This window comes from Curtobacterium sp. NPDC090217, assembly GCF_044746705.1.
Taxonomy (GTDB): Bacteria; Actinomycetota; Actinomycetes; order Actinomycetales; family Microbacteriaceae; genus Curtobacterium.
This window is the reverse complement of the sequence record NZ_JBIVCR010000001.1, coordinates 1068942-1094706: the sequence shown is the minus strand read 5'-3', so window position 1 is coordinate 1094706 and position 25765 is coordinate 1068942. Positions and strand designations below refer to the sequence as shown.

Below are 25765 nucleotides of genomic sequence, written 5' to 3'. Positions count from 1 at the left end.
GCGGGGATGGTCCGGGTCAGTAGGCGAGGGCGCGGTCGACGGCCTCGAGGACGCGGTCGGCGTCCGGCAGGTGCAGGTGTTCGAGCTTCGAGACCGGGAACGGGATGTCGAACCCGGACACCCGGAGCGGCGGGGCCTGCAGGGTGTAGAAGGTCCGCTCGGCGACCGTCGCGGCGATCTCGCTGCCCACGCTCACGAAGCCCGAGGCTTCCTGCGCGATGACGAGCCGGCCCGTCTTGCGGACCGATGCCAGCAGCGGCTCCCAGTCGATCGGCGAGATCGAGCGGAGGTCGACGACCTCGCAGCTCGTCCCTTCGCCCTCGGCGATGTCCGCGGCCTGCATGAGCGTCGCGACCATTGCGCCGTGGCCCACGAGCGTGACCTCGGTGCCGGTGCGGGCGACGCGGGTGGTGTGCATGGGCACGTGCCCGTCGACCAGGTCGACCTGCCCCTTCGGCCAGTACCGCGACTTGGGCTCCATGAAGATCACGGGGTCCTTCGACGCGATCGCCTCCTGGATCATCCAGTAGGCGTCGTTCGGGGTGCTCGGGCTCACCACGCGCAGGCCGGGGGTGTGCGCGAAGTACGTCTCCGGGGACTCCTGGTGGTGCTCCACCGCGCCGATGTGCCCGCCGTAGGGGATGCGGATGACGATCGGCAGCGACATGTGCTCGGGGAGACGGTTCGCCATCTTCGCGAGCTGCGACGTGATCTGGTCGAAGCCGGGCCAGACGAACCCGTCGAACTGGATCTCGATGACGGGTCGGTAGCCGCGGAGCGCCAGGCCGATCGCGGTGCCGATGATGCCGGACTCCGCGAGCGGGGTGTCCATCACGCGGGTGTCGCCGAAGCGTTCCTGCAGGCCCTCGGTGATGCGGAAGACACCGCCGAGGCGGCCGATGTCCTCGCCCATCAGCAGGACCTTGTCGTCCGCCTGCATCGCGGCGGCCAGTCCGGCGTTGAGCGCCTTGGCCATCGGGAGCGTCGGGGTCGGGTCGGTCGGGACCTCGCCGGCGCCCGGGTGCGAGCGCAGCGTGTAGTCGAAGAGCTGCTCGGTGGTGCTCATGCGTGCGATGCTCCGTCCTGGTCGGCTTCGTACGCTTCGAGCCACCCGCGCTGCTCGTCGATCCTGGGGTGGGGCTCGCGGTAGACGTGGTCGAACATCACCTGCATCGGCGGCGCGACGAGCTGCGGCGTGCGCGTGCGGATGTCGGCCGCGACGGCTTCGCCCTCTGCGTCGAACTCGGCGAGCTGCGCGTCGGTGACGCCACGGCTGCGGAGGTAGCCCTCTGAACGAGCGATCGGGTCCCGCTCGACCCAGCTCGCGAGCTCGTCGTCGCCGCGGTAGCGCGTCGGGTCGTCGGAGCTGGTGTGCGCACCGATGCGGTACGTCTCGGCCTCGACGAACGCCGGGCCCTGTCCGCTGCGGGCGTGGTCGGTCGCGACGACGCTCGCCGTGTAGGACGCCAGGATGTCGTTGCCGTCGACCTTGATCGCGGGGATGCCGAAGCCGCGGGGCCGGTCGACCAGCGGTGTCGGCGACTGCACCGACACCGGGACCGAGATCGCCCAGTGGTTGTTCTGCAGGAAGAAGACGACCGGTGCCTTGTAGGACGCGGCGAAGACGTACGCCTCGTTCACGTCGCCCTGGCTGGTGGCGCCGTCGCCGAAGTACACGATCGAGCAGGCGTCGCGGTCCGGGTCGCCCGTGCCGACGTCGCCGTCGAGCCGCATGCCCATCGCGTAGCCGGTCGCGTGCAGGGTCTGCGAGCCGATCACGAGCGTCGAGATGTGGGTGTTGCCGCGCTCGTCCGGGTCCCAGCCGCCGTGGGTCAGCCCGCGGTACAGACTGATGATCTCCATCGGCTCGACACCACGGGTCATCGTGACGGCGTGCTCGCGGTACGACGGGAACACGTGGTCCTGCGGGCGGAGCGCGAACACCGAGCCGACCTGCGCCGCTTCCTGTCCGTGGCTCGGCACCCAGAGGCCGAGCTGGCCCGTGCGCTGGAGGTTGTGGGCGGCGTGGTCGAACCGACGGGTGATGACCATGCGACGGTGCATCGCCAGCAGGGTCTCGTCCGGGATCGCCCGCGCGGCGGCGGCGAACTCGGCGTTCTCGTCGGTCTCCACGAACCGGCCCTCTGAGTCGAGGAGCCGGATGGTGGTCGTCGCGGGAGCCGCGGCGTGGAAGGACATGCGGGTCAGCGTAGCGGCCGGGCTTCGGCCACCCTTGTGAGTCCCCCGACAAGCGAACGGGCCGTTTCGAGGAGCTTCCCGACAGCCTCGTGCTCGCCGATCGAGATGCGGACGCCTTCGTCGGCGAACGCCCGGACGATGATCCCGGCCTGCTCGAACCGCTCGGCGGCGACCCCCGTGTGCTCCCCCGTCGCGAGCCACACGAAGTTGCCCTGGGCGTCCGGGACGTCCCAGCCCTGGGCACGCAGCTCCGTAACGATGGTGTCCCGGCGCTCGGCCAGCTCGGCGACGCGCGCCAGGAGCTCGTCCTCGCGCTCCAGGCTGGCGAGCGCGGCCGCCTGGCCCTGCGCCGTCACGCTGAGCGGGATGGCACACGCGCGGACGGCGTCGAGGACGTATGCCGGTCCGAGCGCGTACCCGACGCGGAGGCCGGCCAGGCCGTACGCCTTCGAGAAGGTGCGGAGCACGACGAGGTTCGGGTGGCGCTCCAGCAGCGGGACACCGTGCACGGCGTCGGGGTCGGTGACGAACTCCGCGTAGGCCTCGTCCAGGACGACCAGCACGGACTCCGGAACTGCGCCCATGAACGCCTGGAACTCGGCCGCGGTCACGATCGGCCCGGTCGGGTTGTTGGGCGTGCAGACGATCACCATGCGGGTGCGATCGGTCACCGCGGCAGCCATGGCGTCGAGGTCGTGCCCGCCGTCTGCGCGGTTCGGGACCTGCACGCTCGTGGCACCGGCGACCGTGACGACGCCCGGGTACGCCTCGAAGGAGCGCCAGGCGTAGACGATCTCGTCACCGGGGCCGGACGTGGCCTTGGCGAGCTCGTGCAGGATCGCGACGCTCCCAGGGGCGATGTGGACCTCGTCGACGGTGGTCCCGAAACGGTTCGCGAGCTCGGCCCGCAGCGCGAGCGCCGAGGCGTCCGGGTAGCGGTTGTACGCCGTCTGCGCCTGCACGGCCTCGATCACGCCGGGCAGCGGCGGGAACGGGTTCTCGTTGCTGGAGAGCTTGAAGGCGTCCGCCGCGGCCTGTCGGCCCTGCTTGTACGCGGGCAGCGATGCGATCTCGGGGCGGATGTGCACAGTCACCTTGCAAGCGTAACCGGCCGGTCCCGGGCATCATGGGTGCATGCGATTCCTCGTCCGCCTCGTCATCAACGCCGTCGCGCTGTGGCTCACCACGCTCATCGTCAGCGGTGTCTCCGTCATCGCCTTCGGGGACGGCGGCGCGATCGCGACCGTCCTCACCTACCTGCTCGTCGCGTTCGTCTTCGGACTCGTCAACGCGGTGATCGGCACGCTCATCCGGATCGTGGCGTTCCCGATCTACATCCTGACCCTCGGTCTCATCTCCCTCGTCGTGAACGCCATCCTGCTGCTCATCGTCGCCGGGATCTCGTCCGCGATCGGCTTCGGCCTGCAGGTCGACTCGTTCGGCTGGGGTGTCGTCGGCGCCCTCGTGCTCGCCGTCTTCGCGTGGCTCATCGGGCTCTTCGTCCGCCCGGTCCTCAACCGTCAGCGCGCGTGACCGGACCGTCGTTCCGCGTCTCGTTCGTCTGCAGCGGGAACATCTGCCGGTCGCCGATGGCCGAGATCGTCTTCGCGAAGATCGTCGAGGACGCTGGTCTGACCGAGCAGTTCCAGGTCGAGTCGGCCGGCACGGGTGACTGGCACGTGGGTGAACCCGCCGACGAGCGCACGATCGCAGCACTCGCGGCGCGCGGATACGATGGCAGCAGGCATCGCGCCCGTCAGTTCGACCCGGACCGGTTCCCGGAACTCGACCTGGTGGTCGCACTCGACCGCTCCCACGAACGCATCCTGCGCTCGTGGGCACCCACGATGGACGACGCCGCGAAGGTGACGCTGTTGCTGCGGTACGACGACGCCTGGCCCGAGCAGGCCGACGTTCCGGATCCGTACTACGCGGACCGGCACGAGTTCGACCGGGTCCTCAGCACGGTCGAACGGGCCTGCCGAGCACTCTTCCACCAGATCGAACCGGCCGTCCGCCAGGGAGCACCATGACCCCCCTTCCCCCGCAGCCGATCAGCCCCCTCGACGGGCGGTACTACCCGGTCGTGCACACGGTGGGCGAGCACCTCTCCGAGGCCGGCCTGAACCGTGCCCGCATCACCGTCGAGGTGGAGTGGCTCGTGTTCCTCACCGATCACGCGATGTTCACCACGTCGCCGCTGTCCGTCGACGACAAGGCCGCCCTCCGCGCCGTCGTCACCGACTTCGGCCAGGCGCAGATCGCCGAGCTCGCGGAGATCGAGGCGACGACCCGGCACGACGTCAAGGCGGTCGAGTACTTCGTGCGCCGTCGGCTCTCCGACCTCGGCCTCGACGCCATCGCCGAGCTGACGCACTTCGCCTGCACGAGCGAGGACATCAACAACCTCTCCTACGCGCTGACGATCAAGGACGCCGTCGAACAGGTCTGGCTGCCCGCGTTCAAGGCCGTCGTCGCCCGACTGACCGAGATCGCCACGGAGCTCCGCGCCGTCCCGATGCTGTCCCACACGCACGGGCAGCCCGCGACCCCGACGACGCTCGGCAAGGAGCTCGCGGTGGTCGTGTACCGCCTGGAGCGTGTCCTCGCCCAGATCGAGGGCGGCGAGTACCTCGGCAAGTTCTCCGGCGCCACCGGCACGTTCTCGGCCCACGTCGCCGCGGATCCCGAGGCCGACTGGCCCGCGCTCAGCCGCGAGTTCGTCGAGGGCCTCGGCCTGACGTGGAACCCGCTGACCACGCAGATCGAGTCGCACGACTGGCAGGCGGAGCTCTACGACCGGATCCGCCACGCGAACCGGATCCTGCACAACCTGGCGACCGACGTGTGGACCTACATCTCGATGGGGTACTTCACGCAGATCCCCGTCGCCGGTGCCACGGGCTCGTCGACGATGCCGCACAAGATCAACCCGATCCGCTTCGAGAACGCGGAGGCGAACCTCGAGATCTCGTCGGCGCTCTTCTCGACCCTGTCGGAGACCCTCGTCACGAGCCGCCTGCAGCGCGACTTGACGGACTCCACCACGCAGCGCAACGTCGGTGTCGCGGTCGGGCACTCGCTGCTCGCGCTCGACAACCTCCGTCGCGGGCTCGGCGAGATCGCCGTGAACGAGCAGCGCCTGGCCGAGGACCTCGACGGCAACTGGGAGGTGCTCGGCGAGGCCATCCAGACGGTCATCCGCGCCGAGGTCACCGCCGGGCAGTCCGACATCGAGGACCCCTACGCGATGCTCAAGGAGCTGACCCGCGGCAAGCGCATCGGCCAGCAGGACCTGATCGCGTTCGTGAACGGACTCGACATCTCGGACGGCGCGAAGGCCCGGCTGACGAACCTCACTCCGGCGACCTACACGGGTCTCGCGGACGAGCTCGTCGACCACCTCGAGGTCTGAGCACCCGCACACCCGCACGCCCGTCCCAACACACCCGGCAGGGTCACCTGCCGGGTGTGTTGCCTTTTCGGAAGAATGTGTGTGCAACGACTCAGCCAACTGCTAGGTTCGTTCCGCTGAGTACCGCTCAGCACTCGGGGGCGCAGGGCCTCCGCGCTCTCGACCCGAATGGACCAGCCTCCGTGCTTCGTTCCCGCATCGCCGCGGCCGCCGTCGGCGCCACCGTGCTCGGCATCACCGCCGCACTCGTCCCGACCGTCTCGAACGCCGCAGACCCCGCCGTCGCCACCGCCACGCCCGTCGTGCAGTGGGCCGACAGCGCTGCCGACTTCACCCAGCTGTCCGAGGACGCCGACACCGTGAGCTCGGCCGGCTGGTCGTACATCGCGATCTCCGAGACCTCCGGCGTCAAGGGCACCTCGATCGACGACGTCGCCACGTTCGGTGCGAACGGCATCGAGCTCAAGCAGGACAGCCTCCTGCTGCTCGCGCGCGGCCTCCCGACCGCCGTGACGCCGACCGACCTGCCCGCCGTGGTCGCCGCAGCCGACGCGAACATCGGCGGTGCCGGGCGCGTCGGCGTGCTGACCGCGAAGGCCGACAGCCCCGACACGATCGACGGCTCGGTCTACTCCACGAGCGGCTTCGCCGGCGCGGACACCACCTGGGCCTCCGCGAGCGGCGACGAGGACACCGCGGCGTTCGCCGCCGAACTCACCGCGAACGACGAGGTCGTCGTGGGCTACACCGCCATCATCGGCCAGCAGGCCGCGGCGCGGCAGCAGCAGCGCCTCCAGGAGGTCGCTCCGGAGATCGCCCCGTCCGCCGCGACCTCGACCGGTTCCGTGGCCCTCGCGGCAGTCGTGACCCCGACGGACTCCGGCATCGCGAGCTTCGCGTTCGGCGACACCACGACGTACTTCACCCCGCAGCCCACCGCGGCGGCGACGGTGGGCGCGGCGTCCTACACCGTGACGCAGGCGACGACCGCGGGTGTCCAGGTCACCGGTTCCGGCTTCGCCCCGAACGAGGTCATCAGCTTCGGGCTCTCGCTCGACGGCAACGGCGGCGAACTCGAGGGACTCACGCTCGTCGCGGACGCCGACGGCAACGTCTCCGGCACCATCGTCCTCCCGGCGTCGTTCGTCCCCGGACCGGGCACCTACTCGCTCGCCGTGGTCGGCAACTCCTCCGGCCAGAGCCTGTTCACGCCGCTCGTGATCACCGCAGACCCGGCTCCGGTCGCCACCCCGATCAGCGGCCGCGCCACCTTCACCGGCTGAGCACCACCCATCTGAAGCACGTCGACGGGCCACGTCGGCACGACCCGAGGTCGTCGCCGCCGTGGCCCGTGGCGTGCAGCACCGAACGGACCCCCTGGTGAAGCGGATCATCCCCGAGGACCCGAAGTGGCGAGCCACCCTCGCCGCCGTCGCGGTCGCCGTCGTCGTCGCGCTCGTGGTCGTCGTCGTCTCGCTGACGACGGACCACGCGACCGTCCCGGAAGCGACCCGGTCCGCGACGAGCACCCCGCGCGTCACACCCACCCCGACGGCGACCGACACGCCCACCCCGACCCCGACACCGACGGGTCCGGTCGACGCGATCGACGCCCCGGCCAGCACGACCGTGGCCGCGGCGACCGGCGCCGACGTCCCCGTGAGCGCGACGGCCGGCGGCGCCGTGACGTCGACGCTCGCGAACCCGCAGGCATCGGGTGCGCCGCTCGTCTTCCGGGTCGTGGAGCAGCAGTCCGGGTGGGTCCGGGTGCAGCTCGCCAAGCGGCCGAACGGCAGCACGGGTTGGGTCCCGACGAGCGCCGTGACGCTCACCTCGGATCCGTACGCGATCGTGGTCTCGGTGGCCGACAACACGCTCGACCTGTACCAGGGCGGCAAGGTCCTGCACAGCTACCCGGTGGCGACGGGGACGGGAGGCACCCCGACCCCGACCGGCCGGTACGCGCTCACCGAGCTGCTCGCGCCGACGAACGAGGGCTACGGCCCGTACGCCTACGGCACGACCGCGTTCTCGGACGTCCTCAACTCGTTCGGTGGCGGCCCCGGTCAGATCGGGCTGCACGGCACCAACGACTCGTCGAGCATCGGGTCGGGCGCCTCGCACGGGTGCGTCCGCATGCACAACGCCGACATCACCGCGCTGGCGAAGCTCCTGCCGCTCGGCACGCCCTTCCAGGTCCGCTGACGGTCCGTCCCACAACGGCCGCGATGGGATGTCGGATCGCGCGTGGGTGGTCGAAAGAACCGACCGCCTACGCGCGATTCGACCCCCTACGGGCGATTCGCCCCCCCCCGACGCGCGAGTCCGCCTCGTGGTGCGATCTGGCTGACGGGAGGCTCGGGCGGGTCCGGTGGGAACCGCACCGTCTCAGGCGGTGACGTCCAGGGCGGTGGCGACCAGTGCCTCCAGGACGGTACGGACCACGGGACGGACCGCACGGTCCTGCCGGACCAGCGCCTCGATCCGGCGGCCGGCGCGGACGTCTGCCAGCTCCGCCAGGTGGAAGCGCCCCGGCGCTCGCGTACCGGAGGTGTAGCGCGGGACGAGTGCCACGCCGTGTCCCGCTGCCACCAGGTTCTCGATCACGGGCAGGTGGATCGTGCGGAACGCGACCTCCGGCGGGGTGTCCGTGGCCGCCGCCATCGCGGTGAGCACCCGGTCGATCGGGTAGTCCTCCGGCACGCCGATCCAGGTCTCGTCGACGACCTCGTCGATGTGTACGCGATCGTGGCCCGCCAGCCGGTGTCCGGGCGGCAACGCGACGTCGAGCGGTTCCCGGAGCAGCGGCACGGTCTCGAGCGCCGCCCGGCCGGCGGGAGCGGCACCGTCGGGCCGGTGCCCGACGACGACGTCGTGGTCGGCGGTGAGCGGGGCGAACTCCCCCTCGCTGACGTCCACGTCCGACAGGGTCAGCCGGATGCCGGGGTGGGCGCGCATCCGGGTCAGGAGCCCCGGCAGCAACAGCTCGGCCGCTGACGGGAAGATCGCCAGGTCGACGGTCCCCGATCCGCCGCCGAGGTGTTCCTGCCAGGCCGCGTCGACGGTCGCGATCGCGGTGGCGACGCCGTTCGCGAGGCCGGCGAGCACCCGGCCGTGCTCGGTGAGCCGGACGCCGCGGCCGATACGTTCGACGAGCGGAACGCCGACCTGGCGCTGCAGCGTCTGGAGCTGCTGCGAGACCGCGCTCGGCGTCCGGTGGGTGGCCGCGGCGACCGCCGTCACCGAGCCGCGCTCGCCGAGTTCGCGGAGCACCGGCAACAGCGTGACGTCGAACATGTAGTGACCCTACAACGTCAGTGCAGAAACGTTCGCTGGTGCTACCACGTTCTCCGCGCCACCATCGTGGTGTGCTCGTTCGTGACCGTCTCCTCGCCCTCGTCGTCGCCGTCGTCTGGGGACTGAACTTCCCCGCGACGGCGCTCGCCCTGGAGCACTTCCCGCCGTTCCTGCTCGCCGCCCTGCGGTTCACGCTGCTCGCGATCCCGACACTGCTGTTCGTCCCGCGCCCGAAGATCCCGTTCGGGCGGCTGCTGCTGGTCGGGTTCGGGCTCGGGGTCCTGCAGTTCGCCTTCCTGTACCTCAGCATGGCGTCGGGCATGCCGTCGGGGCTCGCGTCGCTCGTGCTGCAGGCCTCTGCGCCGTTCACGGTCGTGCTCGCCGGGGTGTTCCTCCGCGAGCGACTCACCGGTCGGCAGGTCGCCGGCGTGACGATCGCCGTGTGCGCGCTCGCCGCCATCGCCGTGCACCGGTCGCAGACGGCGGCGCTGCTGCCCGTAGTCCTCGCGCTGTGCGGTGCGATGGGGTGGGCGATCGGCAACGTCGCGACCCGTCGTGCGGGGGCCGCGAACCCGCTGCACCTGACGCTCTGGTGGTCGGTCGTGCCGCCGATCCCGATGGCCGTGCTGTCGCTGACGGTCGAGGGGCCGGCGCGCATCGGTCACGCGCTCGGCACGGCCTTCACGCCGACAGCACTGCCCGCAGACCTCGGACTGCTCTACATCGTGCTCGTGGCGACGCTTGTCGGGTACGGCATCTGGTCGCGGCTGTTGGCGACGTACCCGTCGAGTACCGTCGCACCGTTCTCGATGCTCGTCCCCGTCGTCGGGGTGCTCGCATCGTGGGCGGCCTTCGGCGAGGTGCCCGACCTGGTCGAGGTGCTGGCGGGCGCGGTCGTCGTCGGCGGGGTGCTGTGGGCGTCCAGGCCGCCGCGGGCCGCGGTTCCGGTGGCGTTGCCGGTGCTCAGCCCCGGTGCTGTCGACGCTCGGCGATGATGTTCGCGAGGGCGCCGCGCAGCAGTGGGTACCGGAACTCGTAGCCCGCCTCGACCAGACGTGTCGGGACGACCCACCGGCTCTTCAGCACGAGCTCGGTCTCGGTCCGGATCGCGAACGACCCGATCTCGAGCATCCACCGCGACGTGGGCAGGCCGAACCGTCGCCCGACGGCGTCCCGGATCGTCGCCATCACCGTGCGGTTGTCCGACGGGTTCGGGCTCGTGACGTTCACGACGCCGTCGATCGCGTCGTGGTCGCGGATGAACCGGATCGAACCGAGGACGTCCGCGATGTGCACCCAGCTGAACCGCTGCCGGCCCCGGGTGTGCCGGTCGTGGTGGTAGGTGCCCGCGGCCAGGCGCGCCGGCGTCGGGAACCAGGCGCCGTCGTACTGCGGGCCGCCGAGCCCGGCCTGCGCGAGCCGGATCAGCGGGACCAGGGCGCTGCCGTCACCGAGGACGATCGCCATCCGGAGCGCCACACGGCGGGTACCGGGCAGGTCCGTCCCGAAGAAGGCGTCCTCCCACGCGCGGGCGACCCCGACCGAGAAGCCCTCGCCGAGCTCCCCCGTCGCCTCGTCCTGCGGCCGGTCGTCGGCGTGCCGGTAGATCGTCGCGGTCGAGGCGTTCACCCACAGCGGCGGCGGGTGCTCCGACGTGCGGATCGCCTCGGCGAGTTCGAGCGTGGTGTCCACCCGGGAACGGATGATCTCGGCGCGGTTCCGGCGTCCGTAGCGGCAGTTGACGCTCTTGCCGGCCATGTTCACGACGATCGCGGCACCGTCCACGAGCTCGCGGATGCGAAGGGTGTTGCCCCACACGGCATCGCCCGTCCGGCCGATCGTGACGACGTCGTAGCCCTCCTCGCGGAAGGCGTCCTGCAGGTACCTGCCCACGAAGCCGCTCGCCCCCGCGATCACCGCGCGGCCCCTGCGCGCGTCGGCGCTGTCGTCGTTCATCTCGTCCCCGTCTCCTCGTCCGGCGCGATCACGTACCGGAACGCCCCCTCGTACCGGTACAGCGTGCCGACGATCGGCGCCGTCAGCACCAGGGACACGCACTGCAGGTCGGCTTCGTCATCGAATCGTTCCGTGAGCGTCACACGCGGTGCGATCAGGGCCGGGAGGCTCCACCCGCGTCCGAGCGCACGGAACGCCACACGAGTGGAGACCAGGCGCAGGGCACCCGCGTCCGGCCCGTCGGCGTCGACCTCCACGCGCAGACGGGCGCTGACGCGCCCGTGGCGACCGAGGTGGTCGACCAGGCCGTCCGGTTCAGCGGCGATGGCGTCCACCATCGTGCGGTCTCCGGAGCGGAGGTGGAAGGTGCGGTGCGCGCGAACCGCGACACGAGCCTCCAGGCTGCTGCCCCGACCGACGCGCGCCGCGCGGTTCTCGACGGTGAAGGGGACCTGCCGTTCCCAGACCGGGAACATCACCGCGTCGCGCGCGAACAGCGCGAGGACCGGCCAGAGCCACCGGCGCGGTGTCCCGACGACATCGAAGACGCCGTCGCCGCGGCCGACGTGCCCCGGTGGGATCGCCCCGAAGTACGTCCGGAGACGGGGGTGCAGCCGTTCGACGACGTCGGGCGTGGTGCTCAGCTCGTAGGGCGACCGGGTCACGCCTCGATCCTGGCATGTCGGCGGTGCGGATCCGTACGATCGTGTGCATGGGACACGACCACGGACACGCGCACGGGGGTGCGAACGAACGCGCCCTGTGGGTGGCCTTCTGCATCTCCGCGACGATCCTGCTGGCCGAGGTCGTCGGCGCCGTCGTGACCGGGTCCCTCGCGCTCCTCGTCGACGCCGGACACATGGTCGTCGACACCGGCGGCATCGGGATCGGACTCGTCGCGACGCGGCTGGCCCGACGCTCCCCGACCTCGCAGCGCACCTGGGGGTTCCAGCGGGCCGAGGTGCTCGGTGCCACCGCGCAGGCGGCGATCCTGCTCGCGGTCGGCGTGTACGTGATCATCTCGGCGATCCAGCGACTGTTCGTCCCCGCCGAGATCCACTCCGGGCCGTTGCTCGTGTTCGGGGCGATCGGGCTCGTCGGGAACCTGGTCGCCTACGCCGTGCTGCTGCGGGCCTCCGGCGAGAACTTCACGTCGCGGGCTGCGCGGCTCGAGGTCCTCAACGACACGCTCGGCTCCGTCGCGGTCATCGCCGCGGCCGTCGTGTTGGCGCTGACGGGGTGGGAGCGAGCGGACTCGGTCGCTGCGCTCGTCATCGGTGGGCTGATCCTGCCGCGGGCGATCCGGTTGCTGCGGGAGACCGCGAACGTGCTGCTCGAGGCCACGCCGCCGGGGCTCGACCTGGAGGACGTGCGCGGCCACATCCTGGAGCTCGACCACGTGATCGCGGTGCACGACCTGCACGCGACACTCGTCGCGACCGGGGTGCCGAACCTGACTGCGCACGTGGTGGTGGACGACCACTGCTTCACGACGGCGCACGCCCCGGCGATCCTCGACGAGTTGCAGCAGTGCGTGGCGGAGCACTTCGACGTGCCGGTCGAGCACTCCACGTTCCAGCTCGAGCCCGCGTCGCACCGTCGGCACGAGCACGACGTGCACGCGTAGGGCGGGCACGGGCGCGGCTGGGTCGTCTGGCTGGGTCGTGACGCCGTTGCCGACTCGGAACGACAACGTCGCTGTCGTACGACAACGACGCTGTCGCACCCACGCGCGTGCAATTGCCCGCGCCCGCAACGGACGACACAGCCGCTGTCGTACGACAACGACGCTGTCGTTCTGAGTCGGGACCAGGCAGGCGCGGGCGCACGGGAACAAGGCGCACGGATCGAGCGGCGCGACCCGTCAGCAGTCGTCGTCGTTCGTGGGGTACGCGGTGATCACGCGATCGGTCGTCGCGGAGACGATGACCTTCACGAAACCGTCGGGACTCGGCGCGGTCCCGTCGTCGAACCGGACGGCAGCGGCGTAGCAGACCTTGCCGTCGCCGGCGTCGACCGGGAACTCGTCCCGCGGGCTGGTGAGCGCCGTCTGCACCGCGGTGAGCATCGCGTCGTCCCAGTCCCGGTCGCCGTGGCCCGCGAGGACGTCCTCCCAGTCAGCGGTGTGCCGCACGCGGATGTGCTCGTACCCCTGACTCGAGTTCCCGCACTGCAGTACGACGTCGCCGAGCGCGGCCGTGTCGTAGCGAGCGACGGTCGCGCGGGAGTCCCGGTCGCAGGACGCGAGCACGGAGCCACCCGGCAGGTCCGGACCGGTCCGGTCGATGACGACGGTTCCGTCACTCGTCGCGACGGCGGTCGGCGCGGTCGTCGGCCCGGAGAGCACCGGGTCGTCCGCGCCCTGCTGCGCGGTGAGGAAGAGCCCACCGGCCACGAGACCGGCGGCCACGACCGCGGCGACACCGGTGACGACGGAACGGTTGCGTCTCGACGGCATGCGGCCAGTATGCCGGAGGTGGGGCGAGCCTCCCGTCCGGTGGAGCCGACCAGGGTTCCGGACGGGAGGCTCGGGGTGCGTCAGGCGCGCGCGGCCAGTCGCGTCCCGGCGACGGCGGCGAGCGCGGCGACGAGCACCACGTACCCGAGGAGCACGGGGAGCGTCGGGAGCACGAGGAGCGCCGCGCCGACCGCCACGACGGGCACCGTCAGCCCGGCGTACGCGACGAGGAACGTCGCCGCGAGCACCCCGCCGCGTTGCTCGGGGCCGACCAGGGCACCCGCGCTCGCGATCGCCGCCCGGAAGAGCAGCCCCACGCCCGCGCCGGCGACGACGCCCCCGCCGATGAACCCGGCGACCTGCAGCAGGACCGCCGCGGCACCGAGCACGACGAGCCCGCCGACGAGCAGGACGACACCGAGCCGGATCTGGGCGCGCTGCGAGAGCCGGGCGAACACGAGCTGGGAGACGGAACTCGCGGCGAACACCCCGAAGGTCGTGGCTCCTGCGGCCAGACGGTCGGTCACGTGGAACGTCGAACCGAGGAACGACGGCGCGACCGACGTGAAGAGCCCCTGCACCCCGAAGGCCGCGAACGCCGCGATGCCCGCGGTCCAGAACGCGCCGCCCTTGCCCGCAGGGGCCTGCACGCGCTGCGGTCGGTAGGGCACACGCTCCTCGGGACGGCCGACGGTCTCCGGGGCGGCGAGGACCGCCACGAAGGCGACCACGAGCGCGACGACGAACACGACGTACGGCGTCATCAGCGGCTGTCCGACGAACTCCGCCAGCGCTCCGCCGACGAGGGCGCCGAGGGAGAGACCGCCGAGGTTCACGACGCCGGCCGCGACGCTGGCACCCTTCGCGGACGCCTCGCTGCCGGTGGCGCGGACCCGGAGTTCCCCGAGGTGCGCCGTCGCCGTTGCCGTCAACGTCCCGACGCCGAAGCCCGTGACGAGCCGCGCGACGATCAGTCCGCTGACGTCGTTCCAGACGAGGAACAGCACCGCCGCGACGAGCTCGAGGGCGATCGACACGAGGATGAGCGGCTTCCGCCCGAGGACGTCGCTCAGGTGCCCGGCGAAGTACAGCGACCCGACGACGCCGAGGCCGTACGCGGCGAAGATGATCGTCGTGGTGAACGTGGGGAAGCCGTCGCGCGCCTGGTAGATCACGTACAGCGGCGCTGGGACCGTCGCGAACGCCATGACCGCGAGGAACGCGAACGCCACGGCCCAGAACCCCGCACCGTGACGGCGACGACTGTGCGCGCGCCGACCGCGCGGCACCGGAGGGGCGGTGACGGATCCGGTGGAGGGCTCTTCGAGGACGGTTGCCATGCTCTGATGCTCCCGCCACCGAGTCATCGGGTCAAACGGATCATCTTGATGGTTTCCATCGATCTGGTCGATGATGGGGTGCATGGAGACCCGACTGCTCGAACAGTTCGTCACCGTCGCCGCCGAGGGCAGCGTCACCCGCGCTGCGGAACGGTTGTGGGCAGCGCAGTCGACCGTCTCGGCGGGGATCGCGAGCCTCGAGCGCTCGTTCGGTGTCCGGTTGTTCGAGCGCACCGGCCGGCAGCTCGTCCTCACCACGGCCGGCGAGGACCTCCTCCCGCACGCCAGGGCCGTGCTCGACTCGCTCGTCCGGATGCACGACCTCGCCACCGCGTCGGACGCCGAACTCCGCGGGCGGGTGCGGCTCGGGATCTTCACGAGCATGGACATCGTCGACCTGACCGGGGTGCTCAGCACGTTCCGGCAGCGCCACCCGTTCGTCGCCGTGGAGCTCATGACGTCGCCGTCCGGGACCACCGGACTCGTGCAGGACCTGGCAGCTGGACGGCTCGACCTGGCGTACTGCGGGCTGCCGTCCGTGCCCGCCGGCATCGTCGTCGAGCCCCTCCGCGAGATGCGGTTCCGGGTGTTCGTCGCCGCGGACCACCCGATCGCACGGAGCGGACGCACCTCGGTGTCACTGACGGAACTCGCCGACGAGTCGTTCATCGACACGGCGCACGGGTTCGGCAACCGGATCATCCTCGACCAGGCGCTCGAGCGACTCGGCATCCGGCGGCGCATCGTCGCGGAGATGAACGACATGCCCGCGGTGATCCGGTTCGCGGCCGCTGGACTCGGGGTCGGCGTGGTGCCGGACTCCGGGGTCCCGCACGACGGCGTGGTCCTCGAGCTCGAGGACCCGGTCGAGCCGCTCCGGGTGGGTCTGGCGATGCGGACGGCACCAGAACCGAACCGAGCGGTGCGGGCGCTCGCGCAGGACATCGTCGCCGCGCGGCGGTGATGCAGTTCAGCCCTCGAGCAGGTGGGCGATGCCCGACACCGACCGTCGCGCCGCAGCCGATGACGACACGAACCCGACGACGACGATGCCCGCACCGATGCCGACGACGATCCACCACATCGCGTGCGTGGCGACCGCGAACCCTGCACCGACGCTGGCGACCGCACTCGCGCCGGTGACGGTCCCCGCGAGGGCGACACCGAGCGACACCCCGGTCTGGCGGCTCGTCGAGGCGACGGCGGCCGCGGAGCCCGACTGCGCCCGTGGCATGCCCGAGACCGCGGTGTTCGTGATCGGGGCGTTCACCATGCCGAACCCGAGTCCGAAGAGCACGAACGCGGAGACGAGCACCCACATCGGAGTGTGTGCGTCGATCGTCGTGAGCACCACACCGGCGCCACCGATGCCGATCCCGGCGAGCACGAGCGGGACACGGGTGCCCACCGATCCCACGAGTCGGCCGGACAGGGGCGAGGCGAGCATCGTCGCGACCGCCGCCGGCAGCGTCCACAGTCCGGCCTCGAACGGGGACATGCCCCTGACCTCCTGCAGGTAGAGCGCATTCAGGAAGAGGAACGCGCCGTTCGCGCCGAACGCGGCGATCGCGGTCAGCACCGCGGACGAGAACGGGATGCTCCGGAAGAACCGGACGTCGATGAGGGGTTCGGCGGTGCGCCGTTCGACCCCGACGAGTGCGACCAGGGCTGCAGCCGCGACGACGAAGAGCCCGAGGGTCGCCGGCGACGTCCACCCCAGCCGCGGGCCCTCGATGAGTCCGCCCACCAGCGTCGCCAGGAGCACGATGACGAGCCCCTGCCCGAGCGGGTCGAGTCGACGCGGACGCGGGGCGCGGGACTCCGGGACGAACAGGAACGTCAGGACGATCGCGGCGATGCCGATCGGCACGTTGATCCAGAAGATCGCCCGCCACCCGACCGTGTCCGTCAGTGCTCCGCCGACGAGCGGCCCGACGCCCATCGAGACCCCGACGACGGCGCCCCACACACCGACCGCCCGCGCACGTTCCTTGGCGTCGTCGAACGTGGCCGTGATGATCGACATCGCCACCGGGTTCATCATCGATCCGCCGACCGCCTGGACCATGCGGAACACCACGAGCCACCCGACCGTGGGGGCGAGCGAGCAGAGCAGCGACCCGACGCTGAAGAGAGCGAGCCCGATCTGGAAGGTCCGGCGCCGCCCGATCCGGTCGGCGGTCGAGCCGGACAGCATGAGCAGGCTCGCGAGCACGAGTGTGTAGGCGTCGATCGTCCACTGCAGTCCGGAGATCGTGCTGTGGAGCTCGCGGCCGATCGACGGCAGCGCGACGTTCACCACGGTGGCGTCCATCGAGACGATGAACAGGCTCATGCAGCAGACCGCGAGGATCAGGTACCGGTGGCGGTACCGGCCGGGCAGGTCAGGAGCACCCTGCTCGGGTCGTCGGACCTCAGTGGAAGCCGTCGCCGTCTCCTTCGCCCGGGGTCTTGTGCCCGCCGAGCATGTCGTTGTCGTCCTGGTCGCTCGTCGACGCGAGCTGGAGCATCGCGAGGACCACCACGACCACGATGAACGCGATACCGAGGAAGATCAGCGCGAGCGTGACCTCCCTCGTCGAGATGAGCACGACGAGCCCGGTGAACACCGCGATGATCGCGGAGATCCCGAGGAGCTCGACCGGGCGCAGGCGGTCACGACGGCTGGGGGTGGTCATGCGTGTGGAGCTCCGTTCGGGGACGCCGCTGGTGCAGTCGTCCCCCACTTGTGCGAGAGGCCGGCGATCACGTGGAAGACCGCCGTGATGGCGAGGTACGCGCCGAGCAGGCCGACGAGGACGATCGACGCGTCGAGGACGCCGCTGACCTGCTCGATGCCGCCGAGCTGCTGCGAGTAGTCCGGCGGGGTCACGAGGAATCCGATCGCCAGCAGCAGGGTCAGCCCGCCGATCGTCATCCAGTCCCTGGCGAACGGCGAGGTGCGGCGAGCGCGGATGCCCTGGGTGAGCTCGAGTGCGCCGGTCAGGACGGCGAACGCCACGACGATCGTGATGAAGGCCGGCAGCCCGAGGCCGTTGCACGCGATCCCGGCGACGCCCGCGAGGACCGTGACGACGGCTTGGGCGACGGCGGTGCGCCGCGACCGGTCGTCATCGCGGAGTCGCGTGAGGCTGCCGACGCCGAGGACGACGCCCTCGACGACCGCGAACGCGCCGAACAGCAGCAGGCCGTACCCGGCCGCGTGGTTGGACGAGAAGGTGATGACGATGGCGACGATCGCAGCGGGGACGGCCCGGAGGATGGGGATCGGCCAGTACCGCGCGCGCTGGTGTGCGTCGGCGACGGAGTCGGACACGAGACCTCTTTCGGGCATGTGGATCGTTCGAACGATCCTACCGCCGACCGGGATGTGCCCCGTCCGTGTGGGCCGCACCCGAGCTGAGGATGCTCCGACCTGCGACGGGTCGGAGCACCCTCGGTTGCTCGATCAGTCGCCGGCGAAGTCCTCGTGGCGGTCGGCACGGAGGCGACGTCGTGCCACCCACCAGCAGCCCGCTCCTGCCGCCACCAGCACGCCCCCGATCGCCGCGACGATCCCGAGGTCGTCGGTGCCGGTGTAGGCCAGCGCACCGCCGCGTGGGTTCGAGGTCCCACCCCGGTCGGCGGCGGGAGCGGTCGAGCGCTCCGGCACGCTCGCGGCGGGAGCGCTCGGCCCCGGCGGCACCGTGGCGTCGCCCGGAGCGTCGGGATCCACCACCTCGATCGCGACACCGGGCGAGGGATCTCCGCCGTCGGGGTCGGTCGGCGAGGCGGCGGTCGCCACGTTCACGACGTCCGAGCCGTCACCGCGGTAGTCCTCGCCGAGCAACGCCCGGAACCGGAAGGCCCGTTCCTCGCCCGGCGCGAGGTCCGTCCCGTCGCCACAGGTCACCCGATGCCCGGCCGCGGCGCAGGCGTCCCCGGAATCGACGAACACGAGCGCCGCCGGCAGGTCGTCGATGACGGAGACGTCCCTGGCGGTCGCCGGCCCCCGGTTCCGTGCGACGACCTGGTACTCGACGTGGTCACCAGGACGGACCCCGGTCGCGGGTTCGACGGACTTGTCCGTCTCGAGCTGCGCCGACGCGGTCACGACCGCGGTCGCTCGCGAGGTGTTGTCGGTCTCGTCCGCGTCCGCCAGGTGCGGCGCCGGCGCGATCGTCGCGACGCTCACCAGCTCACCCGTGGCACCGGGATCGAGGGCGCCCTCGATTGTCACCGTCGCCGATGCTCCGCGGTCGAGCGCGAGGTCCACGCCGACGTCGCCGGTCCCGTCGGCCGCGGAGCACGCGCCACCGTCCGAGGCCGCACACGCCCACGTCACGTCGTGCAGTGCGTCCGGGACGTCCACCGTGAACGGACTCGGGTCCGATGCGTTCCGGCCGACGTTCGACGCGGTGACCGAGTACCGGACGTGTTCCCCGGCGGCCACGGGCGGGAGGTCGTGCTCGACGCGGAGGTCCGCCGGCTGCCGGACGCTGAGCGAGTCGATCTCGTGCACGTTGACGTGGGCACCGGTCGCCCCCGCGAAGCCCAGCCGCAGCGTGGGCGGGAGCGCCGCCTGGCCTGCGCCGTGCAGCGGGACGCCGTCGAGGACCGTCCGCATGCCCCCGCCGGCTTCGAGCTGCACGCTGACGGCGAGCTCGCCGTCGTCGCCCGGCAGCAGCAGCACCCGGACGGTGCGCGTCGTCGGACCGTCGGTCTCGACCCGGCCGGGCGCGACGGCGTTGGCGACGAACCGGTAGCCGTCCGTCCCGTCACCGGAGCCGCGGACCACGACGGCGTCCGGTGTGACCCCCGGACCACTGTCGTTGATCGGCAGCGAGAAGTTGCCGTACCGGTCGAGCGCGATCGCCGCGAACCCACCCGGGATGCCCGCGGTGTCGCACGGCCCCTGGCCCTGCGTGCTCTCGGGACGGCAGGCGTACCCGAGCGCTGCCCCGGTCCCGCCGATGCCCGGCTCGGCCGCACCGTCGGCGAGGTACAGGAGCAGGCCGTCCGCACCGGCGCGCGGGTCATCCGAGTACATCGCGTACTCGAACTCGATGTCGAGCCCGAGCGTCGAGGGGAACGTGTCGGTGGTCGACCACGAGCCGGCCTGTCCGCGGGAGTCGTCCGTCAGGCGGAGTCGCCCGTCGACGATCCGCGCATCGCCGCTCAGGACACCGCCCTGGCCGGTGTCGAACGCGTTGTCGTAGGGGAACGAGAGGTCATCGGCGGATGCGGACGGGGTCTGCAGCGCGGGGATCGCCAGGACCGCGAGGGCGGCCAGCGACACGGCGACGGCGAGCACCCGGCGGGCTGCTCGCGGCGGTGTGTGGATGCGTTCTGTCATGCCCCGATCGTCGCGATCGGGGCGCGACCGAGCGGCGGTGGTGCGACGATCCGTGGATCGCAGCCACGAGCCTCCCGGGTGTGGAGGAGCCGCTGCCTACGAGAGCCAGACCGTCGTCTCGCCCGGCAGCACGCCGTCACCCAGCGATCCCGACGCCACCTCCACGTGCCCGGCCGGGAGCGGCACCGGGTCGGTGCCGAAGTTCGTCACCGAGCGCCACCCGTCGTGCCGCGCGAACGCGACGACCGCGGCTGGCGCGTCCAGCCACGTGAGCGACTCACCCGACTGCAGTCGGCGCCGGGCAACGAGCGCCGCCCGGTAGAGCGACAGCGTCGAGGTCGGGTCGCCGTCCTCCGCCGAGACCGAGCACGCGCCGAAGTCCGCCGGCTGGGGCAGGAAGGGTGCCACGTCGCCGAACCCGAACGACGGCCCCGACTCGGTCCACGGGATCGGCACGCGGCAGCCGTCCCGGCCCTTGACGGTGTGCCCAGACCGGACCCACTTCGGGTCCTGCAGCAGGTCGCGGGGGATCGCCGCGGCCTCGTGCAGCCCGAGCTCCTCGCCCTGGTAGACGTACGACGATCCCGGGAGCGCGAACTGCAGCAACGACGCCGCCCGGGCACGTCGGAGCCCCCGGTCACGGTCAGGAGCCGGCGAGACCCCGTCGGTCATCAGCCAGGCGTCCGTGTCGGTGCCGGCAGGGAGTGCGTACCGCGTCGCATGCCGCACCACGTCGTGGTTCGACAGCACCCACGTGCTCGACGCCCCCGACTGCTCGGACATGGCGAGGTTCCGCTCGATGACCTGCCGGAACGCCGACGCGTCGAACGGCGACTCGAGCAGGTCGAAGTTGAACGCTTGCCCGAGCTCCGTCGGCCGGGCGTACAGGACCCGTCGAGGTGCAGGGGCCCAGGCCTCGGCGACGGCGGCGCGCGGTGGGTCGTACTCGTCGAGGACGTGCCGCCAGGCGGTGAAGATCTCGTGCACCTCGTCGCGGTCGTACAGCGGGTCGGACCCGTCGAGCGGCAGGTCGTGCTCGTTCGAGGGGCGGTACGGCGTCGACAGGTCCTTCGCGAGCCCGTGCGCGACGTCCACGCGGAACCCGTCGACCCCGCGGTCGGACCAGAAGCGGAGCGTGTCCTCGAAGTCCGCACGCACCTCCGGATTCGACCAGTCGAGGTCGGGCTGCTCCGGGGCGAACAGGTGCAGGTACCACTGGCCGTCGGGCACACGGGTCCATGCACTGCCGCCGAAGTTCGACACCCAGTCGCTCGGCGGGAGCTCCCCGGCGTCACCGGTGCCGTCCCGGAACACGTACCGCGCCCGTTCCGGTGACCCCGGTGCGGCGGCGAGCGCGGCCTCGAACCACTCGTGTCCGGACGACGTGTGGTTCGGAACCACGTCCACGATCACCCGGATGTCGTGCGCGTGTGCCGCACGGACCAGGGCGTCGAAGTCGTCGAGCGTGCCGAGCCGCGGATCGACGTCGCGGTAGTCGGCGACGTCGTACCCGCCGTCGGCGAGCGGGGACGGGAAGAACGGCGACAGCCAGATCGCGTCGACACCGAGTCCCGCCAGGTACGGCACCCGGCTCGTGATGCCGGCGACGTCCCCGAGGCCGTCGGCGTCCGAGTCGGCGAAGCTCCGTGGGTAGACCTGGTAGACGACGGCGTCGCGCCACCAGTCCGCGTCGGGGGTCGCAGGGGTGCTGGCGGGCGTCCTGAGGTCGGTCACCCCGCCACCGTACCGACGACGCACAGTTCGGGAATAGCGCTGCGTGCGAACGTATTGGTTGTCTCTGACACCTTTCCGTCCCAGAACCACGAGCACAGAAGGATCACCATGACGAACGTCGTCGTCCTCGTCGGCAGCCTCCGCGCCGACTCCATCAACCGCAAGCTCGCCGAAGCAGCGATCCACCACGCACCGGAGGGCATCACCCCCACCGTCTACGAGGGCATCGTCGACCTGCCGTTCTACAACGAGGACATCGACGGGGACACGCCGCCCGCTTCCGCCGTCGCCTTCCGCAAGGCCCTCGCCGACGCCGACGGCGTGCTGCTCGTGACGCCCGAGTACAACGGCACGCTGCCCGCGGTGCTGAAGAACGCGATCGACTGGGCATCGCGTCCGTTCGGCGCCTCCCCCATCTCCGGCAAGCCCGTGGCGGTCATCGGTTCCGCCTTCGGCCAGTACGGCGGCGTCTGGGCGCACGACGACGCCCGCAAGGCCGCCGGCATCGCCGGTGCCAAGGTCCTCGAGGACGTCAAGGTCGCCATCCCGCAGTCGGTCGTCCGCTTCGCGGAGACCCACCCGCGCGAGGACGACGAGGTCACCCAGCTCGTCCAGGGTGCGCTGACCGCGCTCGCCGAGGCGACCGCGGAGCCCGCCGCCGCGTAGGGACCGCACCCCCAGGACGGACGGGAGGCTCGTGGCGGATCCGCCACGAGCCTCCCGTCCGTTCCGGGGTACGGAAGCCGCTAGACCGTCTAGCAACGAGACGGGTTACCCTGAACCCCATGTCCACGCAGGAGATCACGGAAGCATCCGGATACTGGTTCCCGGATGACGACGCGACCCAACGCGGCGTCGCGGTCCTCAACGCCCTGCGTCGCTACCGGGCCGCCGAGACCGCGATGCGACGGCGCACCCGCGACTCGATGGGCATGGGCGAGACGGACCTGCTCGCCGTCCGCTACCTCCTGCAGGCGCAGCGGTCCGGCCGCAAGGTCAGTCCGAAGGACCTCGCCGCCTACCTGAAGATCTCCTCGGCGTCGACGACGATCCTCATCGACCGCCTGGTGCGGAGCAACCACGTCCGGCGCGAGCCGCACCCCACCGATCGACGCGCGCTCGTGATCACCCCCACGACCGAGACCGACGACGAGGTCCGCGCGACGCTCGGCGTGATGCACCGTCGGATGATGTCCATCGCCGAGGGCCTGCCGCCAGCCGACGCCCGTGTCGTGGCGGTGTTCCTCGAGCAGATGCGCGACGCCGTCGACCAGATCGACCCCGCTGCGACGACTCCTGGACACTGACCGGGGCGTCCGGCCTGTCCGCTGAGCGCGGCGGGGGGACACGACCCTCCCCGTGCACTGTGAAACGACTCCGACGCACCGCGTAGACCGGAACGGTCACCAACCGCGAACACTGCTGAAGGAGCCGATCATGCACGCATCGGAAAAGATGGCCGCCAACCTGCAGGCCGTCCTCGTCGACCTCATCGACCTGCACGTCCAGGGCAAGCAGGCCCACTGGAACATCCTCGGCACGAACTTCCGCGACCTGCACCTGCAGCTCGACGAGATCGTCGACGCCGCACGCGAGTTCGCCGACGACACCGCGGAGCGCATGCGTGCGCTCTACGCCGTGCCGGACGGCCGCTCGAGCACCGTCGCGGCGACGAGCCACCTCGACCAGTTCCCCGAGGGCGAGATCACCACGCACGACGCGATCGACCAGGTCACGCTGCGCCTCTACCAGGCCACCGGGACCATGCGCGACGTGCACGACGAGGTCGACGACGAGGACCCGACGACCGCGGACCTGCTGCACGGCTTCATCGAGCGCCTCGAGCAGCTCGCGTGGATGGTCAGCGCCGAGAACCGCGCGCCGAGCACCCCGCTCGCGAGCGCGACCACGCCCGCGGTCGCCGACGCCTCGGCCCACGCGTAGCGCGGACCACCACGTGGACCTCGGGATCCAGGGCAAGACCGCGCTCGTCTTCGGCGCGGACTCCGGCATCGGCTGGAACACCGCTCGCATCCTCCTCGCCGAGGGTGCGACGGTGGTCGTCAGCGACCTCGACCAGTCGCAGCTGGACAACTCGGCCGACCAGCTCGAAGCGCCGTACGGCAAGCTCCACGCGTTCGCCGCCGACGTGACCAGCGCGTCGAGCCTCGCGGACCTGCACACCAGGGTCCGCGAGGCCGTCGGCGAGATCGACATCCTCGTGCAGTCCTCCGGCGTCACCGGCGCCCAGGGGCTCTTCCACGAGATCGACGAGGACGGCTGGACGTCGACGCTCGACGTCGACCTGATGGGGCCGGTGCGGATCACCCGCGAGTTCATCGGAGACCTGCGGAACGGCGGGTGGGGTCGCATCGTCTACCTCGTGTCCGAGGACGCGTCGCAGCCGTACGACGACGAACTGCCGTACTGCGCCGCCAAGGCCGGGGTGCTCTCGTTCGCGAAGGGGCTCTCGCGCAGCTACGCGAAAGAGGGCCTGCTCGTGAACACCGTCTCCCCGGCCTTCATCCACACGCCGATGACCGACGCGATGATGAAACGGCGCGCCGAACAGCTCGGAACCACCTTCGACGAGGCGATCACGAGCTTCCTCGACGAGGAGCGTCCGTACATGGAACTGCAGCGCCGCGGGGAGCCGGAAGAGGTCGCCAACGTGATCGCGTTCCTGTGCTCCGACCTCGCGAGCTTCGTCAACGGCGCCAACTACCGGGTCGACTCCGGCTCGGTCGCCACCATCTAGGAGGACGCACACATGACCGACTACCGCTACCTCATCGTCGGCGGCGGGATGGTCGCCGACTCGGCGGCACGGGGCATCCGGGAGATCGATGCCGACGGCTCGATCGGCATCATCAGCGAGGACGTCGACCGCCCGTACGCCCGGCCTGCCTTGTCGAAGAAGCTCTGGACCGACCCGGACTTCAGCTGGGACGACAAGGTCGACCTGCACACGGAGGAGACGGGCGCGGAGTTCGTGCTCGGGACCGTGGTGACGTCGATCGACCGAGACGGCAAGACCGTGACGACCGCCGACGGCGGCACGTTCGGCTACGAGCAGCTGCTCATCGCCACCGGTGGACACCCCCGCGGGCTCCCCGGACTCGAGCCGTCCGACCGCGTCCTCGACTACCGCAGTGCCGCCGACTACCGGAAGCTCCGCGGGTTCGCCGATGCGGGAGCCCACGTGGTCGTCGTCGGCGGCGGCTACATCGGCACCGAGATCGCGTCGGGCGTCGTGCAGAACGGCGCCCGCGTCACGCTCGTCGACCCGGACGAGGTGGTCGGTGGGAACATGTTCCCCGACGGGCTCGCCGCCGCGTTCCAGCAGCGGTTCGTGGACCACGGCGTGGAACTCCGGCTCGGCCGACGTGTCGCATCCGGCGCCGAACACGACGACGGCGTGACGCTCACCCTCGACGACGGCTCGGTCATCGAGGCGGACGCGGTCGTCGCCGGTCTCGGCATCGAGCCCGCGACCGAACTCGCCGCAGCAGCCGGTCTCACCGTGAACGACGGCATCGTGGTGTCCTCGACGCTCGTCACGGACGACCCGGCGGTGTTCGCCGCCGGTGACGTCGCCGAGTACCCGGACCGGATCCTCGGCACCCGCCGCGTCGAGCACGTCGACAACGCGCAGCAGCAGGGACGACAGGCGGGGCGGAACCTCGCCGACGCGGACGAGACCTACGACCACACGCCGATGTTCTACTCCGACGTCTTCGACGTCGGGTACGAAGCCGTCGGTCAGGTCACGACGTCCCTCCGGACCGTCGAGGACTGGCAGGAACCGAACACCACCGGCGTCGTCTACTACCTCGACGACGACGAGCTCGTCCGCGGCGTCCTGCTCTGGAACGTGTGGGACAAGACCGACGAGGCCCGGAAGGTCCTCGCCGACGCGCACGCGCTCACGCCCGACATGCTGCCGGGCCGCATCACGCCCTGATCGCGGCCGGTTGGGCCCACGCGAGCCCGTTCCGGCGCACCGCGGAGCTTGCGGAGCGGTGTGACGG

At 71.3% G+C, this 25765-nt stretch carries 26 protein-coding genes; 13 read left to right on the top strand and 13 right to left on the bottom strand.

Annotated features, from left to right (window positions below; genetic code table 11):
- Positions 1-16 precede the first annotated feature (16 nt).
- From ACIPJ2_RS05535 to ACIPJ2_RS05525, 3 genes are all read right to left on the bottom strand, one after another.
- Complete coding sequence (locus ACIPJ2_RS05535; protein ID WP_281267659.1) at positions 17-976, bottom strand: alpha-ketoacid dehydrogenase subunit beta; 960 nt, start codon at positions 974-976, stop codon at positions 17-19.
- An 86-nt stretch (positions 977-1062) separates the two neighbouring features.
- Complete coding sequence (locus ACIPJ2_RS05530) at positions 1063-2199, bottom strand: thiamine pyrophosphate-dependent enzyme (protein ID WP_402727918.1); 1137 nt, start codon at positions 2197-2199, stop codon at positions 1063-1065.
- Positions 2200-2204: 5 nt separating this feature from the next.
- Complete coding sequence (locus ACIPJ2_RS05525; protein ID WP_402728318.1) at positions 2205-3287, bottom strand: histidinol-phosphate transaminase; 1083 nt, start codon at positions 3285-3287, stop codon at positions 2205-2207.
- A gap of 46 nt (positions 3288-3333) precedes the next feature.
- On the opposite strand from ACIPJ2_RS05525, the gene ACIPJ2_RS05520 reads away from it, so the two are divergent.
- The 5 genes from ACIPJ2_RS05520 to ACIPJ2_RS05500 all read left to right on the top strand — a co-directional run bounded on the left by ACIPJ2_RS05520 (position 3334) and on the right by ACIPJ2_RS05500 (position 7819).
- Entirely contained in the window at positions 3334-3732 is a 399-nt protein-coding gene (locus ACIPJ2_RS05520; protein WP_281266689.1) for a phage holin family protein, read from the top strand.
- Between the two features lie 56 nt (positions 3733-3788).
- Complete coding sequence (locus ACIPJ2_RS05515; protein ID WP_402728317.1) at positions 3789-4232, top strand: low molecular weight protein-tyrosine-phosphatase; 444 nt, start codon at positions 3789-3791, stop codon at positions 4230-4232.
- Positions 4229-5614, top strand: a complete 1386-nt coding sequence (gene purB, locus ACIPJ2_RS05510) for an adenylosuccinate lyase (protein WP_402727917.1) — start codon at positions 4229-4231, stop codon at positions 5612-5614. Before ACIPJ2_RS05515 ends, purB begins: the two co-directional genes overlap by 4 nt.
- Before the next feature lie 182 nt (positions 5615-5796).
- Entirely contained in the window at positions 5797-6897 is a 1101-nt protein-coding gene (locus ACIPJ2_RS05505) for a hypothetical protein (RefSeq protein WP_402727916.1), read from the top strand.
- A gap of 97 nt (positions 6898-6994) precedes the next feature.
- Positions 6995-7819, top strand: coding sequence for a L,D-transpeptidase family protein (locus ACIPJ2_RS05500; RefSeq protein ID WP_402727915.1), 825 nt, complete (start codon positions 6995-6997; stop codon positions 7817-7819).
- A gap of 183 nt (positions 7820-8002) precedes the next feature.
- Here the strand turns inward: ACIPJ2_RS05500 and ACIPJ2_RS05495 are convergent, their stop codons facing one another.
- Entirely contained in the window at positions 8003-8911 is a 909-nt protein-coding gene (locus ACIPJ2_RS05495; protein WP_402727914.1) for a LysR family transcriptional regulator, read from the bottom strand.
- A 71-nt stretch (positions 8912-8982) separates the two neighbouring features.
- On the opposite strand from ACIPJ2_RS05495, the gene ACIPJ2_RS05490 reads away from it, so the two are divergent.
- Complete coding sequence (locus ACIPJ2_RS05490; RefSeq protein ID WP_402727913.1) at positions 8983-9906, top strand: EamA family transporter; 924 nt, start codon at positions 8983-8985, stop codon at positions 9904-9906.
- Here ACIPJ2_RS05490 and ACIPJ2_RS05485 read toward each other — a convergent pair.
- Positions 9875-10867, bottom strand: a complete 993-nt coding sequence (locus tag ACIPJ2_RS05485; protein WP_402727912.1) for an epimerase — start codon at positions 10865-10867, stop codon at positions 9875-9877. The two genes, ACIPJ2_RS05490 and ACIPJ2_RS05485, sit on opposite strands and share 32 nt — an antisense overlap.
- Positions 10864-11532 carry a DUF4166 domain-containing protein gene (locus ACIPJ2_RS05480; protein WP_402727911.1) on the bottom strand — a complete coding sequence of 223 codons (669 nt, stop codon included), beginning with the start codon at positions 11530-11532 and terminating at the stop codon, positions 10864-10866. The genes ACIPJ2_RS05485 and ACIPJ2_RS05480 overlap by 4 nt, the downstream gene beginning before the upstream one ends.
- Before the next feature lie 47 nt (positions 11533-11579).
- Here ACIPJ2_RS05480 and ACIPJ2_RS05475 point away from each other — a divergent pair, with 47 nt between their 5' ends.
- Positions 11580-12494, top strand: coding sequence for a cation diffusion facilitator family transporter (locus tag ACIPJ2_RS05475; RefSeq protein ID WP_402727910.1), 915 nt, complete (start codon positions 11580-11582; stop codon positions 12492-12494).
- A gap of 237 nt (positions 12495-12731) precedes the next feature.
- Here the strand turns inward: ACIPJ2_RS05475 and ACIPJ2_RS05470 are convergent, their stop codons facing one another.
- Both ACIPJ2_RS05470 and ACIPJ2_RS05465 read right to left on the bottom strand, forming a co-directional pair.
- The gene (locus ACIPJ2_RS05470) at positions 12732-13325 is read right to left on the bottom strand and encodes a hypothetical protein (RefSeq protein WP_402727909.1); all 594 of its coding nucleotides are present in this window, start codon (positions 13323-13325) and stop codon (positions 12732-12734) included.
- 80 nt (positions 13326-13405) lie between these two features.
- A complete protein-coding gene (locus ACIPJ2_RS05465; RefSeq protein ID WP_402727908.1) occupies positions 13406-14665 on the bottom strand; it encodes an MFS transporter in 1260 nt (419 codons plus the stop codon).
- A gap of 82 nt (positions 14666-14747) precedes the next feature.
- Here ACIPJ2_RS05465 and ACIPJ2_RS05460 point away from each other — a divergent pair, with 82 nt between their 5' ends.
- The gene (locus tag ACIPJ2_RS05460; protein ID WP_402727907.1) at positions 14748-15629 is read left to right on the top strand and encodes a LysR family transcriptional regulator; all 882 of its coding nucleotides are present in this window, start codon (positions 14748-14750) and stop codon (positions 15627-15629) included.
- Between the two features lie 6 nt (positions 15630-15635).
- Here ACIPJ2_RS05460 and ACIPJ2_RS05455 read toward each other — a convergent pair whose 3' ends face one another.
- From ACIPJ2_RS05455 to ACIPJ2_RS05435, 5 genes are all read right to left on the bottom strand, one after another.
- Positions 15636-17018: an MFS transporter gene (locus tag ACIPJ2_RS05455; protein ID WP_402728316.1), complete on the bottom strand. Its 1383-nt coding sequence runs from the start codon at positions 17016-17018 to the stop codon at positions 15636-15638.
- Positions 17019-17079: 61 nt separating this feature from the next.
- Positions 17080-17343, bottom strand: a complete 264-nt coding sequence (locus tag ACIPJ2_RS05450; protein WP_281266675.1) for a hypothetical protein — start codon at positions 17341-17343, stop codon at positions 17080-17082.
- Positions 17340-17999: a DUF308 domain-containing protein gene (locus ACIPJ2_RS05445; protein ID WP_402727906.1), complete on the bottom strand. Its 660-nt coding sequence runs from the start codon at positions 17997-17999 to the stop codon at positions 17340-17342. The genes ACIPJ2_RS05450 and ACIPJ2_RS05445 overlap by 4 nt, the downstream gene beginning before the upstream one ends.
- Before the next feature lie 114 nt (positions 18000-18113).
- Positions 18114-20000 (bottom strand): hypothetical protein, encoded by a 1887-nt coding sequence (locus ACIPJ2_RS05440; RefSeq protein WP_402727905.1) that lies wholly within the window; start codon positions 19998-20000, stop codon positions 18114-18116.
- Between the two features lie 96 nt (positions 20001-20096).
- Positions 20097-21734: a glycoside hydrolase family 13 protein gene (locus ACIPJ2_RS05435; RefSeq protein WP_402727904.1), complete on the bottom strand. Its 1638-nt coding sequence runs from the start codon at positions 21732-21734 to the stop codon at positions 20097-20099.
- Between the two features lie 108 nt (positions 21735-21842).
- On the opposite strand from ACIPJ2_RS05435, the gene ACIPJ2_RS05430 reads away from it, so the two are divergent.
- The 5 genes from ACIPJ2_RS05430 to ACIPJ2_RS05410 all read left to right on the top strand — a co-directional run bounded on the left by ACIPJ2_RS05430 (position 21843) and on the right by ACIPJ2_RS05410 (position 25698).
- On the top strand, positions 21843-22400 hold the full coding sequence (locus ACIPJ2_RS05430; protein ID WP_402727903.1) for an NADPH-dependent FMN reductase: 558 nt from the start codon (positions 21843-21845) through the stop codon (positions 22398-22400).
- 119 nt (positions 22401-22519) lie between these two features.
- Complete coding sequence (locus tag ACIPJ2_RS05425; protein ID WP_281266670.1) at positions 22520-23041, top strand: MarR family winged helix-turn-helix transcriptional regulator; 522 nt, start codon at positions 22520-22522, stop codon at positions 23039-23041.
- Between the two features lie 130 nt (positions 23042-23171).
- Complete coding sequence (locus ACIPJ2_RS05420; RefSeq protein ID WP_281266669.1) at positions 23172-23678, top strand: Dps family protein; 507 nt, start codon at positions 23172-23174, stop codon at positions 23676-23678.
- Between the two features lie 13 nt (positions 23679-23691).
- The gene (locus ACIPJ2_RS05415; protein ID WP_402727902.1) at positions 23692-24492 is read left to right on the top strand and encodes an SDR family NAD(P)-dependent oxidoreductase; all 801 of its coding nucleotides are present in this window, start codon (positions 23692-23694) and stop codon (positions 24490-24492) included.
- Between the two features lie 12 nt (positions 24493-24504).
- Positions 24505-25698 carry an NAD(P)/FAD-dependent oxidoreductase gene (locus tag ACIPJ2_RS05410; RefSeq protein WP_402727901.1) on the top strand — a complete coding sequence of 398 codons (1194 nt, stop codon included), beginning with the start codon at positions 24505-24507 and terminating at the stop codon, positions 25696-25698.
- Positions 25699-25765: the final 67 nt, after the last annotated feature.

Coding starts and splice junctions, on each gene's coding strand:
- ACIPJ2_RS05535 (WP_281267659.1), bottom strand. CDS start 976: ATGGCCAAGGCGCTCAACGCCGGACTGGCCGCCGCGATGCAGGCGGAC.
- ACIPJ2_RS05530 (WP_402727918.1), bottom strand. CDS start 2,199: ATGTCCTTCCACGCCGCGGCTCCCGCGACGACCACCATCCGGCTCCTC.
- ACIPJ2_RS05520 (WP_281266689.1), top strand. CDS start 3,334: ATGCGATTCCTCGTCCGCCTCGTCATCAACGCCGTCGCGCTGTGGCTC.
- ACIPJ2_RS05515 (WP_402728317.1), top strand. CDS start 3,789: ATGGCCGAGATCGTCTTCGCGAAGATCGTCGAGGACGCTGGTCTGACC.
- purB (WP_402727917.1), top strand. CDS start 4,229: ATGACCCCCCTTCCCCCGCAGCCGATCAGCCCCCTCGACGGGCGGTAC.
- ACIPJ2_RS05495 (WP_402727914.1), bottom strand. CDS start 8,911: ATGTTCGACGTCACGCTGTTGCCGGTGCTCCGCGAACTCGGCGAGCGC.
- ACIPJ2_RS05485 (WP_402727912.1), bottom strand. CDS start 10,867: ATGAACGACGACAGCGCCGACGCGCGCAGGGGCCGCGCGGTGATCGCG.
- ACIPJ2_RS05475 (WP_402727910.1), top strand. CDS start 11,580: ATGGGACACGACCACGGACACGCGCACGGGGGTGCGAACGAACGCGCC.
- ACIPJ2_RS05470 (WP_402727909.1), bottom strand. CDS start 13,325: ATGCCGTCGAGACGCAACCGTTCCGTCGTCACCGGTGTCGCCGCGGTC.
- ACIPJ2_RS05465 (WP_402727908.1), bottom strand. CDS start 14,665: ATGGCAACCGTCCTCGAAGAGCCCTCCACCGGATCCGTCACCGCCCCT.
- ACIPJ2_RS05460 (WP_402727907.1), top strand. CDS start 14,748: ATGGAGACCCGACTGCTCGAACAGTTCGTCACCGTCGCCGCCGAGGGC.
- ACIPJ2_RS05450 (WP_281266675.1), bottom strand. CDS start 17,343: ATGACCACCCCCAGCCGTCGTGACCGCCTGCGCCCGGTCGAGCTCCTC.
- ACIPJ2_RS05445 (WP_402727906.1), bottom strand. CDS start 17,999: ATGCCCGAAAGAGGTCTCGTGTCCGACTCCGTCGCCGACGCACACCAG.
- ACIPJ2_RS05440 (WP_402727905.1), bottom strand. CDS start 20,000: ATGACAGAACGCATCCACACACCGCCGCGAGCAGCCCGCCGGGTGCTC.
- ACIPJ2_RS05430 (WP_402727903.1), top strand. CDS start 21,843: ATGACGAACGTCGTCGTCCTCGTCGGCAGCCTCCGCGCCGACTCCATC.
- ACIPJ2_RS05425 (WP_281266670.1), top strand. CDS start 22,520: ATGTCCACGCAGGAGATCACGGAAGCATCCGGATACTGGTTCCCGGAT.
- ACIPJ2_RS05420 (WP_281266669.1), top strand. CDS start 23,172: ATGCACGCATCGGAAAAGATGGCCGCCAACCTGCAGGCCGTCCTCGTC.
- ACIPJ2_RS05410 (WP_402727901.1), top strand. CDS start 24,505: ATGACCGACTACCGCTACCTCATCGTCGGCGGCGGGATGGTCGCCGAC.